12 protein-coding genes are annotated in these 19,798 nt (G+C 54.9%); 4 read left to right on the forward strand and 8 right to left on the reverse strand.

From position 1 onward, the window contains the following. Positions 1 to 238 precede the first annotated feature (238 nt). The 3 genes from GOX21_RS20280 to GOX21_RS20290 all read right to left on the reverse strand — a co-directional run bounded on the left by GOX21_RS20280 (position 239) and on the right by GOX21_RS20290 (position 4,865). Positions 239 to 1,741 carry a CoA-acylating methylmalonate-semialdehyde dehydrogenase gene (locus GOX21_RS20280; protein WP_170379669.1) on the reverse strand — a complete coding sequence of 501 codons (1,503 nt, stop codon included), beginning with the start codon at positions 1,739 to 1,741 and terminating at the stop codon, positions 239 to 241. A 179-nt stretch (positions 1,742 to 1,920) separates the two neighbouring features. Continuing rightward, on the reverse strand, positions 1,921 to 3,498 hold the full coding sequence (locus GOX21_RS20285; RefSeq protein ID WP_170379667.1) for a PLP-dependent aminotransferase family protein: 1,578 nt from the start codon (positions 3,496 to 3,498) through the stop codon (positions 1,921 to 1,923). Between the two features lie 497 nt (positions 3,499 to 3,995). After that, complete coding sequence (locus GOX21_RS20290) at positions 3,996 to 4,865, reverse strand: LysR family transcriptional regulator (RefSeq protein WP_170379665.1); 870 nt, start codon at positions 4,863 to 4,865, stop codon at positions 3,996 to 3,998. Between the two features lie 129 nt (positions 4,866 to 4,994). Here GOX21_RS20290 and GOX21_RS20295 point away from each other — a divergent pair, with 129 nt between their 5' ends. Both GOX21_RS20295 and GOX21_RS20300 read left to right on the forward strand, forming a co-directional pair. Further along, entirely contained in the window at positions 4,995 to 5,855 is an 861-nt protein-coding gene (locus GOX21_RS20295; protein WP_170379662.1) for a HalD/BesD family halogenase, read from the forward strand. A gap of 12 nt (positions 5,856 to 5,867) precedes the next feature. Continuing rightward, positions 5,868 to 6,416 carry an isochorismatase family protein gene (locus GOX21_RS20300; protein WP_170351230.1) on the forward strand — a complete coding sequence of 183 codons (549 nt, stop codon included), beginning with the start codon at positions 5,868 to 5,870 and terminating at the stop codon, positions 6,414 to 6,416. A 198-nt stretch (positions 6,417 to 6,614) separates the two neighbouring features. Here the strand turns inward: GOX21_RS20300 and GOX21_RS20305 are convergent, their stop codons facing one another. Further along, complete coding sequence (locus GOX21_RS20305; RefSeq protein ID WP_437436691.1) at positions 6,615 to 8,498, reverse strand: SLC13 family permease; 1,884 nt, start codon at positions 8,496 to 8,498, stop codon at positions 6,615 to 6,617. Between the two features lie 171 nt (positions 8,499 to 8,669). Beyond that, positions 8,670 to 10,727 carry an adenylate/guanylate cyclase domain-containing protein gene (locus GOX21_RS20310; RefSeq protein ID WP_368040049.1) on the reverse strand — a complete coding sequence of 686 codons (2,058 nt, stop codon included), beginning with the start codon at positions 10,725 to 10,727 and terminating at the stop codon, positions 8,670 to 8,672. 291 nt (positions 10,728 to 11,018) lie between these two features. Between GOX21_RS20310 and GOX21_RS20315 the strand changes: the two genes are divergently transcribed. Continuing rightward, positions 11,019 to 11,216, forward strand: coding sequence for a hypothetical protein (locus GOX21_RS20315; RefSeq protein WP_170379660.1), 198 nt, complete (start codon positions 11,019 to 11,021; stop codon positions 11,214 to 11,216). 127 nt (positions 11,217 to 11,343) lie between these two features. Here the strand turns inward: GOX21_RS20315 and GOX21_RS20320 are convergent, their stop codons facing one another. Together GOX21_RS20320 and GOX21_RS20325 are read right to left on the reverse strand one after the other, a co-directional pair. Next, positions 11,344 to 13,812, reverse strand: coding sequence for a GcvT family protein (locus GOX21_RS20320; RefSeq protein WP_170379658.1), 2,469 nt, complete (start codon positions 13,810 to 13,812; stop codon positions 11,344 to 11,346). A gap of 45 nt (positions 13,813 to 13,857) precedes the next feature. After that, entirely contained in the window at positions 13,858 to 15,378 is a 1,521-nt protein-coding gene (locus GOX21_RS20325) for a trimethylamine methyltransferase family protein (RefSeq protein WP_170379656.1), read from the reverse strand. A 95-nt stretch (positions 15,379 to 15,473) separates the two neighbouring features. Here GOX21_RS20325 and GOX21_RS20330 point away from each other — a divergent pair, with 95 nt between their 5' ends. Beyond that, positions 15,474 to 16,382 carry a LysR substrate-binding domain-containing protein gene (locus GOX21_RS20330; RefSeq protein WP_170379654.1) on the forward strand — a complete coding sequence of 303 codons (909 nt, stop codon included), beginning with the start codon at positions 15,474 to 15,476 and terminating at the stop codon, positions 16,380 to 16,382. Between the two features lie 17 nt (positions 16,383 to 16,399). Here the strand turns inward: GOX21_RS20330 and GOX21_RS21810 are convergent, their stop codons facing one another. After that, positions 16,400 to 19,762: a DUF3857 domain-containing transglutaminase family protein gene (locus GOX21_RS21810; RefSeq protein WP_170379652.1), complete on the reverse strand. Its 3,363-nt coding sequence runs from the start codon at positions 19,760 to 19,762 to the stop codon at positions 16,400 to 16,402. Between the last annotated feature and the right edge of the window lie 36 nt (positions 19,763 to 19,798).

Genomic DNA, 19,798 nt, shown 5'->3' on the forward strand with positions numbered 1-19,798 from the left:
TGCTTCAATGGATCGATCAGACGGTGGTTCTTCGTCGTCCTGATGCATTCCAAAGATGAGATTCAGAAAAGCACTAGGATGCTACACAGATTTTGCGTAGGCACGTGTTAGTGTTTTCACGAGGCCTTTGGGATCAACTTCAAATAATAGAACCTCGCCGGGATATGATGTGGCGCCTCAATGTCTCAATGTCTCAATGCGAGAATTTTAAGAATGGCTGCTCACTCCCAGCCTAGACTCAGACAACTTTTCCACCGTTAATATTGAATTCAGCCCCCGTACAAATTCCGGATGGCCATCTGGTTGTCATGGTTTTGAGTCGGGTATTGAATCGCACCCCTTCCATGCCGTGGATATGATGGTCGCCGAACAGGGACCGCTTCCACCCTCCGAAAGAGTGATAAGCGACCGGAACCGGGATTGGCACATTTACTCCGACCATACCTATGCGCACGCGCGCCCAGAAATCACGCGCAGCGTCACCGTCACGGGTGAAGATCGCCGTCCCGTTTCCATATTCATGATCGTTTATCAGACCAACTGCGTCTTCGTAACTGGCGGCTCGCACCACGGAAAGGACCGGCCCAAAGATTTCATCCTTGTAGATGGGCATATCAGGCGTCACTCGATCAAACAGGCACCCGCCGATGAAATAGCCGTCTTCGTACCCCTGTAACGAGATTTCGCGCCCGTCGACAACAAGCTCGGCACCCTTTTCAAGGCCCTGTTCAATATAGGAGTGGATGTGGTCGTAGCTTTGCTTGCTGATCACGGGACCAAGTTCTGAGGACGGGTCGGTAAATGGCGCAACTTTCAAAGCCCGCACCCTGGGTGCCAGTACGTCGATCAGCCGATCTGCAGTGTCTTCACCAACGGGTACGGCAACGGAAATGGCCATACATTGCTCACCCGCAGAGCCATAGGCCGACCCAATGAGCGCGTCCGAAACCTGTTCCAAATCCGCATCCGGCATAACGACCAGATGATTTTTTGCGCCACACAACGCCTGCACGCGTTTCCCGTTCGCAGAGCCACGCGAGTATATGTAACGCCCAATTGCCGTTGAGCCGACAAAGCTGACCGCTTCAACCAATGGATGATCCAAAAGCGCATCCACGGCCACTTTATCCCCATTCACGACGTTGAAAACGCCCGGTGGCAACCCGGCCTGCGCCAGTAATTCCGCGATGCGCATCACGACCGAGGGGTCTTTTTCGGAAGGCTTCAGCACGAAGGTATTTCCACAGGCAATGGCCACCGGATACATCCAAAGCGGGACCATGGCGGGAAAATTGAAGGGTGTTACACCTGCAACAACGCCCAAAGGCTGTCTGACAGAAAAACAATCTACGTTTGCTGCAACGGCCTCTGAATACTCGCCTTTAAGAAGCTGAGGAATCCCACACGCGAATTCGACAACCTCGATACCGCGCGCAATCTCGCCTTTTGCGTCCGGCAGAGTTTTTCCATGTTCTGACGACAGCAGTTCAGCCAGTTCATTGGTATGTTTTTTGAGAAGATCGCGAAACTCGAACATGACCATCGCGCGTTTGGCAGGCGGTGTTGCCGCCCAGCCCGGCGCCGCCTCAGCCGCTGTTCTAACGATGGTGTCTACGTCTTCGACAGAGGCCAGCGTTGCCTTTCCGGTCACTGCCCCGGTGGCCGGGTTTACAATTTCAGAAATCCTGTTGCTCGCACCTGGCCAAAATTCGTTGGATACAAAGTGCCCCAGAATATTCATCTCTCACCTCGCTACATTCGACCTGACGGACCTATGGGCGCGGTAAATCAATAATAAAATAACTTGCTTTCGCGTGGGCAAGTGACTCGATCAGACCAGCCCGATTGGCCTTGCCCATCAATAAAGGTAAGTTTGTTGGCCTGTTGGATAGACACAGATGAGTTTAAGTGTGGGCACAGCTAGAGCGCATCAATGGCGCTGCGCAAGGTGCGAAGACCCTGTTCGATATTGCCTGCCGGAACGGCGGAAATGCCAAGCCTGAAGGTTTTTTCACCCTTTTTTTCATCAGAAAAACAGACGCTTGACGGCTCGATAATCACGCCCCTTTGACGTGCAGCTTCCGCGATTTGATAGGCGCTGTGACCTTGGGTGCTGCGGAAGAAAAAGTTCGTGCTGCCATATTCGTATTGCAACTCGAAATCGGGAAACAGCTCTTGGATGACCTGCGATGCGACGTGCCAGCGTTCGTTGAAAATCTGGTGCATCTTGGCCCGGTGCGTCTCATGATGACCAAAACGCAGGAACAGAGATGCGGTGTGTTGAATGACGTGCGGTGGATGGCGGATCATCATTCCGCGTAGGGCGCGCGCTTCTTGCACCAAAGATTCCTGGGCGACCAGATAGCCCAGCCGCAGACCCGGAGCCAAGCTTTTTGAAAGGCTGCCAGTATAGATCACCCGCCCCTGAGAATGCCCACTATACAAAGGAAGCAGACTGTTCTCATCAAAGTCCATGTCACCTTCATAATCGTCTTCGATAATCAGGAAATCTTCCTTCTTTGCCATGTCCAGTAGCTGACGTTTTCGGGTCTGCGACATAGACAGAACTGTTGGCATCTGACGGTTTGGCGTCACATAGACCAGATCGCATCCGGCCAGTCTTTCATCGACAACAAGACCCTCACTGTCGACGGGGATGAACCGGACCTCATCAAAGGTCTGCTCGAATATGTTACGCGCGTCGGCATATCCTGGATCCTCAATTGCAACGACGCGGCCAAAGCCACGCAGCAAAGCCGCCACTATATAGATGGCCTGCTGCGCACCCATGGTAATCAGCACGTTTTCAGGCTTGGCGACGATGCCTCTATGCGGCAACAACCGGCTACAGATTTGTTCAACAAAGGTGTCGGAATCACGATACTGGTTGTCACCTGTCCAATTGCTGAGGTCGCGCATGTTCAACGCCAGTCGGGAACATTCACGCCATTCAGCCAAAGGAAACCTGTTCGAGGCCGCCTGGTTGCACACGAACGGGAACTGATAGTCCGGCCAATCCGCAGGCCGCGTGATACAGCCTGCTTTGGATGGCAAACGCCTTCTGGTTATTCTTTCGACGATGTTCGGGAAATTCGCGTTGATCTCTTGATCTGCCTTGGCCTGCGTCCGGTTCAGATTGAGAGAGACATAGTAGCCAGATTTTGGCTTCGAAATGATCGTACCTTCGTCAACAAGCCTGGAATATGCACCCAACACCGAGTTCACAGACACCTTGAGATCGCGCGCAAGTGCTCTGCAGGAGGGCAATTTCGCTCCATTTTGCAGTACGCCGCTTGAAATCAAATAAGCCAACTCTGCGCGTATCTGATCGCGTATACCTAATGCGTCATCGCGGTCGATGTTCATCACATTGACCAGATTTGACGCCGAACGCTGTGCATCGGATGCCTCTGGTTGATTTTTGCAAGAGAGATTTTTGCTCATCGTGAACTGGCCATTTGATAAAACACAAGACGCATGATTATTGTGATCCTGCATCCGAGTTTTGGGGGCTACGCGAATTGTGTACGTATCCCGGAATATAGAAAGCCTCTGGGCTTCCCATTCTCAAAACCGACATCCGACAAAGGGTAGCGCCTTGCCAAAGCATTGTGAAAGGTCAATCGAGCTCTGTTCAGGCTGATCAATGATGTGATTGCCCAGCTTGAAGTCAGAATTGCCCCACAAACCGCAAATCGCCGACGATAAAGAAGGGCTTGAACAAGCCTGAAACAGGTCGGCCAGTGTATTCCCGTTGTAGACTGGCAATAGCCTGAGATTGCCTGGTTCCATAAACACCCCTTTTATCGCATGTTTGCTCGGACTGTACTGCGATGGTCTCACCCTATCACTGACTACGCAAGATTCGTTCACGTGAAGATTCGCGGGTTAACATGGGGGTTTTCCCCATGTTTCTTAAGAAAAAAGGTGCGGGGCCTCATTCTTCGTCAGCTGTGGCTTAGTTCACCTCATCTGGCAACATCAAGGTGCTGAACTCAGAACTGCTGCCGAAGCCAAGAATTGAACGCTTCGATTTGTGGGCGAACAGCAGCGCGGTGATCTGTTCTAATGAGGTAATGAGATTGCTCCAATGCTACCGCTTCGCCAGCGATACGAATGTTCTGTCCGGCCGCCATCGCCCGTGCCGCAAAACGTTCAATGACCACGGCACACCCCAAACCAGCACCAACCATTTCGATCGCGGCGGTTGAGGTGTCGGTCACCAGCCGCGCACTAGGGCGCGTTGATTCCAGCGAAAAGGCGGAAAGGTAGCGCGCCCAATGATCGTCAAAACCCAAGATATGAATTGATGGGTGCTGCAGTAAGTCCTTGGGCCCTTTTATCATTTCATGGGACACGGCACTGACAATCGGGACAATCGCCTCGTCCGAAAGCGGCTCCAAATTAGGGCCTGCATAGTCTTTGGACGCTAAGACGATATCAACATCGACCGGGTGTTGTTCCGAGGAATCCTTCCAGATCGAGGTTAAAAGTTTGACGCTGGTGTCGGGATGGTCGCGCAGAAAGCCATCCAACCTTGGAGACAACCACATGATGAAGGCCATCGAGGCACGTATAGTGATCGTTGCAGCCCCGCGGGGACCAAATAGGCCGGTCGTCGACATCTCAATCGTGCCCAGTGCTTCGCGGACAGGCAGTAAGTAAGCTTTGCCCACATCGGTCAATTGCAGACTTTTGGGGCGGCGCACGAACAGCTTATCGCCCAGCTGTGCCTCAAGGGCTTTGATATGCTGGCTTACGGCAGTCTGTGTCAGGCCGATTTCTTGACTCGCAGATGTGAAGCTCAGCAATCGCGCTGCGGCTTCGAAACTCCGCAACCAGTTGAGGTTCAGATTGTGGCGCATCAGCTTTCCATAAAAAATTTATGTTCATGGGCGCGTTTTGTTTCGTTTTATCTGATCAAGACTGCTCTGCATAGTATCGGGATGTGCGACCGCGCACTGACCGGTTGAGTTTTCCTGAAGGAGATCATCATGACTGACACCAGCCAATCCAAACGGGATGTCGCTCTGGATTTTGTAGACCTCGACCGCTACCCGATTGCCGATCTGGACAATGGCCCGGGTGCAGAATTATTAGCCCAATGTCAGCTCAGCATCGACACCAACGGCTGGTGCAATCTGGATGGCTTTCTGCATTCCAAGGCTTTGAAACAAATGAATTCAGAGGCAAACACCCTGCTTCCGACGGCGGAGATTTTGCACGTGAAGCGAAACATCTATCAGGGGGCGATTGACCCTTCGCTGCCTGACGATGATCCGCGCCGAAAAGAATTCATCCATAGCGCCGTGCAGCTTGCAGATGATCAAATACCGGCAGAGTCCGGCCTCAAGCAGCTGTACCAGTCAGAAATTTTGACCGAGTTTGTGCGGCGGGTGCAGATGAAAGACCAACTGTATCGATGCGCGGATGAGTTTCAGGCGCTCAACGTCGTCGCCCTGCAACCCGGAAGCGGACATGCCTGGCACTATGATACGACCGAATGCACTGTCACGCTGTTGTTGCAGGCTGCCGAAAAAGGTGGTGAGTTCACCTTTATTCCAAATTCCCGGACAGACTCGGATGAAGACCGAGAGGCGGTGGACCGCTTGTTGGATGGGGACTTGTCTCATGCCCAGACCTTCGCGCGCGGGGCGGGAACGCTGACGTTGTTCCGTGGCGGGTACTCGTTACATGGCGTGACCAAGGTTGAAGGAGACCGCCCCCGTATTACGGCCACGATGACTTATGACGAACAGCCCGACCGCGAAATCGGGGATGAGATCAACATTCGCATATACGGCAAGCGGGTGGAGAACATACTGGCCAGCCGCAAGGCTGAAACCACGGGCTAAGGACGGAAAAGAATGAAAACCGCACTTTTGGTGATTGATGTTCAAATGGCCCTGGCGCACGAGGATGCTTTGGGCACGGAACGGTCATGTCCCGAGGCAGAAAGCAATATTACCCAGCTGCTGGAAAAATTCCGCCGCGACGGCAGCACGGTCGTCCATATTCACCACCATGGTACGGATCCCGAGGACCCGTTTCACCCCGACGCCCCGGGGTGTGCAGTTCAACCATTCGCGGCCCCGGCGACCGATGAGCCTATCGTCGTCAAGACCGGCAGCAGCGGTTTTGTGGGAACACCATTGCAGGCAATTCTGCAAGACGCTGGCGTCGAGCGTGTTATCCTGTGCGGTGCGACCGCCAATCATTGTGTAGAATCGACCACGCGCAGTGCAGCTGATCTTGGCTTTCAGCCAATCTATGCAGCCGATGCTGTTTGGACTTATGGGCTTACCGGCCCGGACGGAAAATCCCACAATGCCACTCAAGTTCATTCGGTTAGCATGGCAACGCTTGACGGTGAAATCGCGGATGTGAAATCCACAAACGACATTCTGGCCCAATAACACTGGCGATCAAAAAGAAGCGCTGCGTTGATTAATGATAAGTCAGAATTCAAAAGCATGATTTCTCAACACTTTTTCGTTTTTTCCGTCGTGAAAGAATTAGCAGACTGAACCGAAACGTCCGCCGACAAATTACCTAGTCAACTAGCGCCTTTTTCAGAAACAAGCACCTCTGATCGGGCTGCGCGCCCGGGCAGTTCAGTAGATGACGTTAAGCATCAACAAGGAAACAACCAGGAACAGAATTGTCATAACTCCACCCGAGCGCACAAAATCCATAACCTTGTAACCTGCAGGGCCCATAATCAGCGCGTTGACCTGATGGGTTGGAATAATAAAGCTGTTCGAGGTCGAGATTGCTACGGTCAGTGCAAAGACAGCTGGGTTGCCTCCTGCCGCCACCGCAATCGAAATGGCAAGCGGCACAAGCAAGACAGTGGCCCCGACATTCGACATGACCAACGAAAAGGCTGTGGCCAATATCGCGACACCAGCCTGCAGCGCCCATATCGGCCAGCCGTTTAGAATGATCATGATTTGCTGGGCAATCCATGCCGCCGTTCCGGTGTTTTGCACCGCCTGCCCAAGCGGTATGAGACAGGCCAGCAGGAATACGGTGTTCCATCCGACTGCGCGATAGGCCTCATCCACACTCAGTACACGTGTGAGCATCATTCCCGCGGCTCCGGTAAGCAGGCACAACGACAAACGAACGTCGGTGAACAAAATCAGCGACAGGGAAATTGCGAAAAAGGCCAAGGCCCAACCGACCTTCTGCGGCCGCAATTCATCCTGCGGAAAATCCGTTGTCACGACGACAAAATCAGGATCACGCTTAATGCGCATCAGGTTGTCCCATCGGGTATGTGCAACAAGCATGTCCCCTGCGTGAAATTCCTCGAGCCCGATCTGAGTGGATTCGTGCGTGTCGGTTTCAACATGGCTAAGCGTTTCTTCACCGCGGTGAATTGCAAGCAACGACATGCCATAGGTCTTGCGAAACAAAAGCTCGCGCGGGCATTTTCCGATCAGTTTGCTATCGGGCGTCACAACGACTTCGGCTATGCCGGCATTGGTCGGCGCAAATTCTTCAACGAAGATATCCAAATCCGGCAGAACCGTTAGACCGAATTTCAGTGCAAATTGTTCTACATCCCAGCGGTTTCCGATGATGGCCAATCTGCAAGGTGCTGCAATCTCGGCGGTCAGGACTTGAACCATCGACGTTTTGCCACGATAAAACGTAGAGATTATGTATAGGTGTTCTTCGTGGTTGATATCAGCCAGAATGCGCCCCACCAGCGGGCTATCTTCGGGCACGATCACCTCGAAAACATCTGCCTGCAGCCCGTACACCCGTTGCAAATATTCCTGCGTACCCTGCCCTGTGCCGGTACTGTCAGATCCGGTATCGCCCGGTAATACCCACCGCCCAAGCAGCAGAAAATACGCGATCCCAGTTAAGATCAGGACCGCTCCGATTGGTGTAACCGAAAAAAGACCAAATGGTTCAATCTGCTGATCAGCGGGCAGACCCTTGTTTGCAGTGATGACGAGATCGTTAAGCAAAATCAGCGGTGATGAGCCCACCATTGTCATCGTGCCGCCCAAAATGGCGCAAAACCCCATGGGCATCAGCAAGCGGGACAGCGGAATTCCGGACCTAGAGGAAATTCGGCTGACCACGGGCAAGAACAATGCGGCCGCACCGACGTTCTGCATAAAGGATGAAATAACGCCGACCGTGCCCGAAACAATTGGCAGCACCCGGTTCTCGGCGGTGCCCCCATATTTCAATATGACCGCCGCAACTTTGTTCATGATGCCGGTTTTATCCAGACCCGCCCCCACGATCATAACCGCGATGATGGATATCACCGCATTGGACGCAAATCCGTCGAACAGTTGCGAAACATTGGCAAGGTTCTCAAGCCCCGGAGCGTAGCTAAGAAGGCCGACCAGAACCAAAACCAGTATCGCAGAAAGGTCTATTCTGACAATTTCCGATACGAAAAGGAAAACGGTGAAGGCCAACAAAGCGCACACCACTCCCATCTCGAACGTGAAGGTTACGTGTTCCACTATATTCACCGAGACATTGTCAATTTTGCTTTAAATTGAACAACTAAACTATCAAGCTCGCGCTGTCATGATGTTTCAGTATTTACCGGCAAAACGAAACAAAATTTCAAGGCGATGACGCCAGAAAACACAGTGACGAGCGCCTCACGCCTCAAACATCCTAAGGAAACACTACTTATCATCCATGAATGCAACGCCCGTCCAATCGCCTGGCGGAGGGTCCGCCAGCAACGCTTTTGCTCGCTTGATCATCAAAACGGACGCAGGATCGCCCCCGCGCAAATTATCTGCGGTCTCAAAGGACGCGACCGCCTCGGACATGCGTCTGGCCCGGTAATGGGCAAGACCTGTTTCATAAGCCTCGATCCACGGTGGGGTCTCAGCGACACTGTCAGTCATGGCAATCAGTTCGAAAACGACCAGTTCTCCGGACCGGCCGGCAATTTCAAGCGTATCCAGTTCCCGGACGATGATCGCGTCACCTGCTTCTCGCCGTGTTTCGGGTCCAATGAGGATCGCGCTGCCATAGGCCTTGTTGGCCACCTCCAGACGGCTTGCTACGTTTACGACGTCCCCAATTGCCGTGTAGTTCAGCCGCTGTTCCGATCCGATATTCCCAACCAGAGCTTCACCACTGTTCAGACCGACCCTGACGCGCAGGGAATCGTCAGAGTCACTTCGCAGGCCAGCACTTTCGACCACGTCCACGAGTTCCAGCGCAGCACGACAGGCATCTTCAGCGTGGTCGAGATTTTCTCGCGGGGCACCCCAGAACGCCATCACCGCATCCCCGATAAACTTATCGATTGTTCCATGATGCCGTTCAATGGTCGATGACGCAGCGCTGAAGAATGGTGCCATCAACTCGACAATCTTCGGGCCATGCTTTTCGGTCAGGCCGGTGAAACCCGACACATCACAAAACAGCACAGATATCGTTTTTGTTTCCCCTCCGGGCTGCGTCTTGATACCTGCCGCCACCAGCATTCGCACAAGATCGGTCGGCACATACTTTCGAAACGCCGACAGACCCGCCGCCATGTTGGCCGTCGCCGCGGACAGGTTATTGAGCTCTTTCAGGCGCGAGGGACGCCGCGAGACCTGCTCGACATCGAAACGCTCAATTCGGCTGAGGTCTTCGGCAACGCGCGACAAAGGGTTTGCCACAACCTTGCGCATTAACCAAATGGCAAGACCGGTCGCCACAACAACCACCCCAAGCAGCGCATAAATCAGATTGACAAGCGTCCGGTCGATACCTGACAGGAAGGCGGCTTCGGGGATGACCGTGGCCACGCGCCACCCGTAAAATCCAAGCGGGGTCAGTGCCACGGCATAGGGCACGTCGTCATACACCACACGGGTCGTCAAACTGCCGGCGACATTCGGACCAGAGGTCGCCAAAAGGGTTTCCCCAGACATCTTGGCAACTTCGTACAGCTCACCTTCACCCATCCGCGCCGGGGTGACCTCATCTGCATCCGGGTCCGGTACGGCGATCACCTTGCCATCCGCGCTCAGAATATAGGCCGCGCCAAACTCACCCGGTCGCAATGATCCCAAAAAGCGCGACAGGCGATCCGTTTCAATGGCCACTGTCAACACGCCTTGGCGTCTGCGGTTCACGTCGATTGCCCCGGCAAAGGCATAGACCGTTTTGTCGCTACCCGGCAGGTCGCGCACCTCGATCCAGTCCGGCGTATCGCGATCAATGAAATTACCGTACCAGGCGTGATCGCGCGGATCATATTGGGTTGGCGAAAACGAGCGGTCTTCGAATTGGATGTCCCCGGGAATAAAAATGTAGCGGTCCTTGCGCAGGCTCCGATCCCGGATCTCGTCGTTGATTTCGATCATCTCCAGCCCACTGTCGCCTAAACGGTGGGCGGCGAAAAAGTCCCCGTCAGGCCAGCCGAAGGTAATCCACGATATGTTGGGCTGCGCCTGCAATTGCGACAGGAACACAAACTCTCGCTTGTCGGCTTGCTGTGTCTGAATCACATTCTGGACAAAGATTGTCCGGACCGCGGCCCAGGCCGCTTCGGCGGATCTTAGGGTCAATCCAACTTCAATCCGCACCGTGTTGGCGATTTGACTGTTGATCTCGGCCGCCAACATCCGACTGTTTTCCCTCGCGGTCGTCCACCACAGCGAATGCACCACAAAAGTCGACGCGCCGATTGAAAGCGCGACAAGTATTGATACGGCAATTCCTACGCTGACTCGCACTTGTGGTCCAAAACGGCTGTTGGTGGCTTAAATCTGGGGTTGATCGGCCAAATGTCAGTGGAAGATTAGAGGGTGCAATTTCTTGTTTCCAGATAGTTTCAAGGATCATGCCGATTAGTTTACCCGGTGTTGAACACAGCAAGTGAATATCTGGTCACGCCGTACGACCCACGGGTCATCTACCACAAGCGCGTGATTGCGGGAATGGAGGGTTGGCACGCCTAGCCCCCGTGTGTAACAGGGTGCATCCCGGTCGCAGCCTACCCGGGTAACAAAACAAGGGTTCAAAATATGAAAACGATCGTAATCTGCTCAGGCGGGCTGGATTCGGTGTCGCTTGTCGATAAGATGACAGGCGAAACCAATTTCCGGGCTTCGATACAGTTGGCCGAAAAATCTATTGGCAGCGGCGCGTATGAACGTCCTCTTCAGGCCGGAATGACCGTGGTGGCAGAGATGACCACAGGCGAGAATACTCTGCTCGCCTAAATGCTGAAGCCGGTGCATCAGACCGTGAACAACGCTTTTGACGAACGCTGATGGCAGGCCAGGTTACAAGCCAACAAAATGATGACGGTCTTGCAACCTGTGCGCGGATGGCTTTTCGACCAACTACTCAGGTGCGCATATTGGCTCCATTGGCATCGTAAATTGGTGCACCCAGAACCGTGGCGTCATAGAACGCGCCAAGGATTTCCACCTGTAGGATCGTTCCCGGCGCGGCATGGTCCGCGGCAACATACCCCATGGCCATCGACTCCCCGACCCGATGCGCATAGCCACCGGACGAGACATAACCGACGGCAGTGCCGTCTTTCACGATCGCCTCATCATTCGACACATCAATTCCGTCGACGTCGATTGTCATGGTCACTAGCTTCTGTTTGACGCCTTCGGCGCGGGCCGCCTCGGTCGCCGTCTTGCCGACAAACTCTTTGTTCCAATTGATGAAGGCTTCCATGCCGCTTTCGACTGCATTGAAATCCGGACGGAATTCAAGCGTCCAGACACCCCACCCTTTCTCCAGCCGCATCGACATCAACGCGCGGGCCCCATACCAGCGATAGCCCAGATCGGCCCCGGCCTCTTCAATCGCTTCGGCCAGACGCAACAGGTATTGCGGCTTGCAATAAATCTCATAGCCCAGTTCCCCGCTGAACGAGATGCGATTCAGGATCACCGGTACACCGGCCACAAAGGTCTGGCGAAGATCGCGGAACTTGAAGTCCTCGGCCGAGACATCCTCTCGCGTCAGCCGCGCCAACAACTCGCGGGATTTGGGGCCAGACAATGCGATTCCGTGCCAATCGTCCGACACGTTGGCATAGCTCACATCATCCGGCAGGTCCTTTTCGAACCAGCGGCGATGCGCCTCTTGCATGGCGCCTGAACCAAACAGGATAAAGTGATCGTCGGCCAAGCAGGCCACGGTCAAATCACCAAAGAGCTTACCCTTGGGCGTCAACATCGGTGTCAGCGTCAGGCGCCCCGGTTTGGGCACATACCCGGCCAGCACGTAATCCAGATAGGCCCGCGCACCCGCGCCTTTGAATTCATGTTTGGCGAAATTGGCAATCTCGATCCCACCAACAGCCTCTTGCACCGCTTTCACCTCACGCGCGACATAGTCGTGACTGCGATTGCGCTCAAAAGTCGGGTCTTCATGCGCGTCCTCAGGGCCATCGGCGAACCACAGCGCGTTTTCCAACCCAAAGCCCTGCCCCATCCGCGCGCCTTTTGCGACCAAACGATCATAAAGCGCGGTGGTTTTCTGCATCCGTCCCTTGGGTAGCGTTTCGTTCGGAAACGTCATCACGAAACGGCGTTCGTAGTTTTCCGAGGATTTGATTGTGCCCCAGTCTGGCGTTGCGAACTCGCCAAACCGCGCCACATCCATGGCCCAGACGTCGATCGAAGGCTCTCCGTCGATCATCCATTCAGCCATGGTCAGCCCCACACCGCCGCCTTGGCAAAAGCCCGCCATGACGCCCACTGCGACCCAATAGTTTTTCATCCCCGGCACCGGGCCGATCATCGGGTTGCCATCAGGACCAAAGGTGAAGGGACCGTTGATCATGTCCTTGATCCCAGCCTCGCCAATGGTAGGAATGCGTTCAAACGACATCTCCAGCCGATCGGCAATGCGGTCAAGGTCAGGTTGCAGCAGCTCATGCCCAAAATCCCACGGCGTGCCGTTCACCTTCCAAGGGGTCGATTTCGGTTCATACGTGCCCAGCAGCATCCCCTGCCGTTCCTGCCGGAAATAGATGTTGGCCTCATAGTCGATCCCGGCGGGCAGGCGCCCCGCCTCTCCCATGATCTCCATCCGCTCAGCAATCTGAGGGATTTTCTCGGTGATCAGATAATGGTGTTCCATTGGCTGAACCGGCAGGTGAATGCCAGACATATGCCCGACCTCGCGCGCCCACAGCCCTCCACAATTCACCACGTGTTCGGCATTGATCTGACCTTTGGGCGTGGTCAAATCCCACGAGCCGTCGGGTCGCTGCGACATCGCGGTAACACCGCAATGGGTGAAATACTGCGCACCATGAACGCGCGCAGATTTGGCAAATGCATAGGTCGCTCCCGACGGGTCCAGATCGCCGTCCTGATCATCCCACAGCGCTGCATAGTAATGTTTCGGATCGACCAGCGGGTGCCGTTCGGCCAACTCGGACGGAGAAATGAACTCCTGATGCAGGCCCATATAGCGCGCCTTCGACCGCTCGCGTTTCAGATAGTCGTACCACTCCTTGGTCGAGGCCGCGTAGAAACCTCCAGTGATATGCAATCCAACCGAATGGCCCGAGGTCTCTTCAATCTCTTTATACAGATCAATGGTATAGCTTTGCAGACGGCTGATATTCGGGTCCGAGCTGATCGTGTGAATCTGCCCCGCCGCGTGCCAGCTTGAACCCGAGGTCAGCTCATCTCGTTCCAGAAGCACCACGTCCTTCCAGCCGAATTTGGCCAGATGAAACAGGATCGAGCAGCCAACGACACCGCCACCAATTACAACGACCTTGGCGTGGGACGGCAACGGTTTGCCGGTGGCTGTTTCGTCTTTTTGAATCTCGGGCATACGTGTTTTCCTTGGTTGACCGGCATAGGTGAAAGGTCGGGGAACTTAGTACCAGGCGTCGGGCAAGCTTTCTTTGCGTTTGGCAACGAAAGCCTCCAACTCTTCTTTCAACGCCACGTCGATGGGAGGCGCCTCATAATCTTTCAGCATCTGGTTCCAACGTTCATAAGCCCGCGTGCGCATGTCCTTGGCCCCTTCATCCTCCCAGCTTTCGACGTTTTCACTGTGGCTGAGCGCGGGTTCATAGAACGCATCCTGATAATTACGAATGGTGTGACCGCAGCCCAGGAAATGGCCGCCGGGACCAACCTCCTCATAGGCGTCACTGGCCAGCGCTTCGTCTGATGTGTCCAGCCCCAGGTCCAGAACCTTTTGATAAGACCCAAGCCGGTCCGCATCCATGATCAGTTTTTCGAATCCGGCGCACAGTCCACCTTCCAGCCAACCCGCCGATTGCAGCACGAAATTCGCCCCGGCCAACATGGTCGAATGCATCGAATCCGCGCTTTCATACGCGGCTTGCGCATCCTCGATCTTGGACGCTGTCAGCGATCCGCCACAGCGCAGAGGCAGGCCCACGCGTCGCGCGAGTTGCCCGATCGCATAATTCGAGATCACCGGCTCGGGCATGCCAAAAGTCGGCGCGCCGGATTTCAGCGACATCGAAGACAGGAAGTTCCCCAGTACAAAAGGCGCACCGGGACGGATAAGCTGAATATATGCACAGACCATCATCGCCTCGGCCAATGCCTGGGCCACCGAGGCGGCGGTCGACACCGGCCCCATCGCCCCGGACAGGATGAACGGCACCACCATCATACCTTGCCCCCGGCTGCTGTAGACCCGCGCGGATTCCGTCACCACCCGATCCACCAGCAGCGGTGAATTGGTGTTCACGTTGCCCATGATGACACAGTTTTCCGCCATCACATCCGCGCCAAATACGATCTCGGCCATGTCGACACTGTCCTGAGCGCGGCTCATCTCGGTAATTGCGCCCAGATGCGGTTTGTCGCTTAGCGTCATGTGGGCCAGCAACATATCCAGATGCCGCTTGCTGACTGGAACATCACACGGCTCGCAGGTCACAAAACCCCCGTGATGCAAGTTTGGGTGCAGGTAGGTAAGGCGCACCAGGTCTTCAAAGGAGTTCAGATCGCCATAACGCCGCCCACCTTTCAGATCACGCACAAAAGGGGCGCCATAGACCGGAGCGAAAACCTGATTTCGGCCGCCGATGACAACCGATCGATCCCGATTGCGGGCCAACTGAGTAAACTCACGCGGTGCCTTGGCACAAAGGGCGCGAATCCAATCTGCAGGGGCGCGCACGATATCACCGTCGACCTGTGCCCCTTCGCACTTCCATAGCGCAAGCGCCTCGGGGTCGTCACGAAAGGCGATGCCGACGTCCTGCAAAAACCAATCCACCTGACGTTCCAGACGAACGACCTGCTCCTCGTCAAGCAGATCGTAAAACGGGGCCTGGCGCTGAATAAAGGGTGAGGCGGGCACAGCGATATGTGTGTCCTGCCGTTTTCTGGATGTCCGAGCGCGCCGTGCCATTGAAACCCTCATCGCCATGTTTCTTCAAGAACCATAGCGCTCAACCACATCTCTGTGACGGTTGAAAATATTGATGTTTAGCATAATCTGAAGTTATGCAAAAACGCTGGTCCCTTCTCTCCTCTCCTCGCCATCTGGTCGTCTTCGAAGCTGCCGCACGCACGGGATCGTTCACCAAAGCGGCAGAGGAGTTGAATGTGCAGCAACCCGCCGTCAGTGCCTCGATCAAGCAATTGGAAACCTCACTTGGCGTCGTATTGTTTCGGCGCAGCCATCGCAGGATCACTTTGACCAATGCAGGAAACCGTCTGTTTTCAGATGTCACCCGCGCGTTCGAGCTGCTGTCGCATTCTGCAGCTTCGATCCGGCAATTTGCCAGCAATGATCACGTGACACTCAGCGCTTCTTCGGCATTCAACAACTACTGGCTTATGCCTCGAATAGCATCGTTTCAGCAAAATCATCCCGATATTGAGCTGCGCCTGCAATCCAGCGATCGCGAGCCGGACCTGAATGTGGAAACCATCAGCCTTGCCGTGCGGTTGGGCGATGGCAATTGGCCCGATTGCGACGCGCATTTGATATCGGATGAGGTGATCTATCCCGTCGCTTCACCTCGCGTCATGGCCGCCGCCGTCACGCTCAAGAATGTGCCCGGCCTTCTGAATCAACGGCTTATTCACCTAGAGGAGCCGGTCCGTGAACGCCCCACATGGGAACAGTGGTTTCGCACCTTTGGCATCACCGAGGTCACCCCTCGTACCGGTCTGCGGCTGAACGATTATGCCTTGGTTTTGCAGGCCGCGATGGCGGGCGAGGGCTTTGCCTTTGGCTGGCATCATGTCGTAGCTCCGCTGGTGCGGCAGGGCATGCTGGCGGCGCGTCCTGAATGGGCCTGGAAAACGGGCAAAGGGTTTTATCTGGTGTGGTCCAAAACTCGCCCCCTGACACCAAAGGCCGAGATTGTGCGGGATTGGATCCTGTCTTCCCGACAAGAGGGATAACAAGGGCGGGGCGGGCGTTAGCGCCGGTCCGCGACCATCATTGCGCGGCTGGCTGCCACTTCAGCTCTGACACCGCTGCGGAACATCAAAAACATCATCATGGCCACCAACACAAGCAGGGGAAGAACCATCAGCTGGATTGCGTTCATCCCCAGATAGGCCGGCTTATCCAATACTCGGCCGAACAGGTTTTGATGCAGGTTGACGTTGTAAATGTCATGATCTTCAACGTAATCAGCCGCCTCGCGCCAGGCGTCTTCATCTCCGGGTTTTAGTGTGGTTTTCTTGGTTTTCAGGACCCACTCATAGCGCAAGGACGCCTCAGCTTCGTTCCACTCGCCCTTGGTTTCAAAATCGACAAAGCGGTTTTCAAAGCTGTGACCAACCGGTTGGTTCAAGGATGCCGGCACATTGCGCATGACCACTGTGTGTACAGCGTGGATCGGATTATTAACCTGCGATTGCCCTGCCAACGCCGCGTCATCATCAAGCTCGTAAAGCTGATCCGAAACCACATAGCCAAAATGGCTCAGGTCCGTCCAAAGGCCATCTTCTTCGAACCCGTCGCGCGGCAGGGAATATCGCTGCACCAGCCGAATGACGTTGGCGTCAAGATCATCCTCAACAACCATCGCATCGGGATGCGTGGCACCGGGAAAGCGATCCGCATACCAATCTTCGTAATTCTTGTGCCGCTTTTCCTCATCCTGACGATCAAAAAGCCACCGCCTGTAATCTGCGTTCACACCGCGCCAGGTTTCGGTCACATCCAGAATGGCAGCCACCGGACCTTCATCCAACAAAGTGTACTCTTGTAGAACTTCGGACGTGGGCTCAGCTGGAAGATGCCGCACAATCTCGACCAGTTCGGTGCTGTCCGGTGACAGCGGCAGCCCCCAGGTGAAATCGGTCAGCGAAATGGCCCGGCCGACTCCGCCCTGCAACAAGTCGGTGGGGTCAACAAACCAATCGCCCTGTACATCGCGAATGCGAACAATCGCATGATCAAAAACAAAGGGCGACGGCAACATGCGTGGCAAGGCAGGTCCGACTTCATGATCCACGATGACCGCATCGGCTTGAATACCCAGATGCGCCAGCATCGAAATCAGCAACAGCGCCTTATCCTTGCAATCCCCGTAAGCTGTGGACCAGACCGTATTCGGCGTACGGGGTATCCAACCGCCTTCCCCGATGGAAACACTGAAATACCGCACACGGTCCTGAACCAGCCGCAGGGCCTGGGTCGCGCGCCATTCGGGGTCGTCCGATTGCGCCGCGATCTCTTCAAGTATCGCGATCAGATCATCGGGCAAAAGATCAGGACGAGGTCGGTAATCTGTCGCAAAGCGCTGTGCGATCTGTCCCCAATCGAGAAACGTGGACAGCTGCATCCCGTCATTCGAGACATCCCAGGCCTCTGCCGCATGCAGGTTTCCGTCTTCCTCCTCAATCTCGCCAAAGGCCCACGACAAGACCGTGCGCCCATTGGCTTCGTAGCGGTTGATCGAGAAGTCTTCGGTATGATTTAGACCAAAACGGGTCGACGCTGGCAGGTCGATGCTTATCCGCCTCTCCGTCCAACTGCTGACTCTGGGCTTGTCTGCCCAATAGTGGAACTGATCAGGAAAAACCGGTGTTGTCGCTTTTTTCGACCAGATGATCTCAAGGCCATCCCCCACGCGCAGATCGGCGATCTGGCCGAAGTATTCAATATCGCCCTGCATCACGCCGGATTTGAGTTCACGCTCCAGACTCAATTCTCGAAACGGCAAGTCGAGTTGGTCAAATGTCTTTCCCTTCCGATGTATCCGCAGCCGATGCAATGTGGCGCGTTCGAAAATCGGATCCACCGTCAGGCGAACCTCACCGAAATCCTCAAGACTGGACCGGTCGTGAACAACAAAAAATCCCTGTCTGACGATTTCATACCCGGCCTCTTCGACCCGCATTTTCTCATCAAACAGGGGTTGGCTCACGGATCTGTCTGCTGCCAAAGCGGCCCCTCGATCCTGTGGCGAAACCTCTTCGTACCATGCAGGCAGGGTTGGATTTCGCAGCATCTCGGCTGCGGCGGGTTTGGATTGAAGCCAGCCGATGAATCCCAAGATCGTCACGAAAACAATCAACCAGACCAAGCCGCTGATCAGGAACGACCACCACCGTTTCTTTTTTCCCTGTTTCGGTACCGTGGCGTGTCTGGCGCCATCCCATGGGCCCAATCCTCGCGATGTACGGTGGGCAGCAAATAGGTTTGTCGCCGACGGGATTTCAGGGATGACAAAAACCTGATCGTCGGTCAGCTCAACAACAGTCAGAAAATTTTCGCAGTGTACCGCGCGCACCATGTTCCAGCCGATGCGCAAAACCCTGCCTTCCCGCCAGATCTCTAACCCTGACGTGTCGCAGGTCACGGCGGTCGGTCCCCAGGCGATGCCGCGCACAAGCCCGTACCGAGCAAAGTGCAGATGCCGCAGACGGGGCAGATGCTTTCGAAAAAACGACGCATGCGCCATCAGTGCGGTGACCAACAGCACGATGCACAGCTGATTGAACAGCGGAAAACCTGCCTGCACGGTATTACCCGAAACAAGGGACCACAGGCCAAGCGCAGCAAACCCGGTGAGGATCAGGACGGTCAAATAGTTGAAAACAGAATCCAACCTATTGGGGCATTTGGTTCCTGTTTTCCTTGCGACTCCTTCAAGCGCCTCAAACGCGTCCCGGGCCGAGATATTCTGCACCAACGCCGCATCCGGTGCGTCTTGCAGCGCAAAACTGCCTGTGCCCGATCGGCTTTCCTGTTTGAGTTTGCGCAGCAGGTGTTGGGCATCTTGCTCGGTCGGCAAGGGGATAAAAAGCAACCGCATATCGGGGCTGCGCCACATCACGAACCGCCCATTGCGTTCAAGTCTAGAGATATGCGCAAAATGCCAAGATTCAGTGAAATCCTTCTCTTGTGCGGTAACGTGATCTTGCTCAATCGAATAAGTCACCGCCTCGGGCACACGCTCAGTTGGAGTAAGAATAACAGGCGCGCGGCCCGTCCAGATCGCCCAGAAACTGCCTGCTTTCAACGCGCTCGACCGCGCAAAGAACAAGCATAGCAGCCCGACGAACAACGCGGTCCAAGGTTGTTCACCAGCCGCCGAAAGGCCCAAATTCGAATGCCATGAAATAAAGAAAGTGCCCACGGATTCAGCAAGGAAACTGGCGGCCCAGACACTCAAGGCCAGGGCAAAAAGCAGGTTCAGCGCAAACTGCTTGCGCGCCTCCAATTGGCGCAGCTCGGACCGAACGGCGCCATTCAATTCGGTTTCAACGTTAAAAATGGGTGTTTTGACTGGTGCTGCCGAAATGTCAGGAAAAAGAGCGTTCACAATAAGAGAATCCCAAAAATCCAATACTCGCCAATA

The sequence above is a fragment of the Ruegeria atlantica genome (assembly GCF_013032005.1).
Taxonomy (GTDB): Bacteria; Pseudomonadota; Alphaproteobacteria; order Rhodobacterales; family Rhodobacteraceae; genus Ruegeria; species Ruegeria atlantica_A.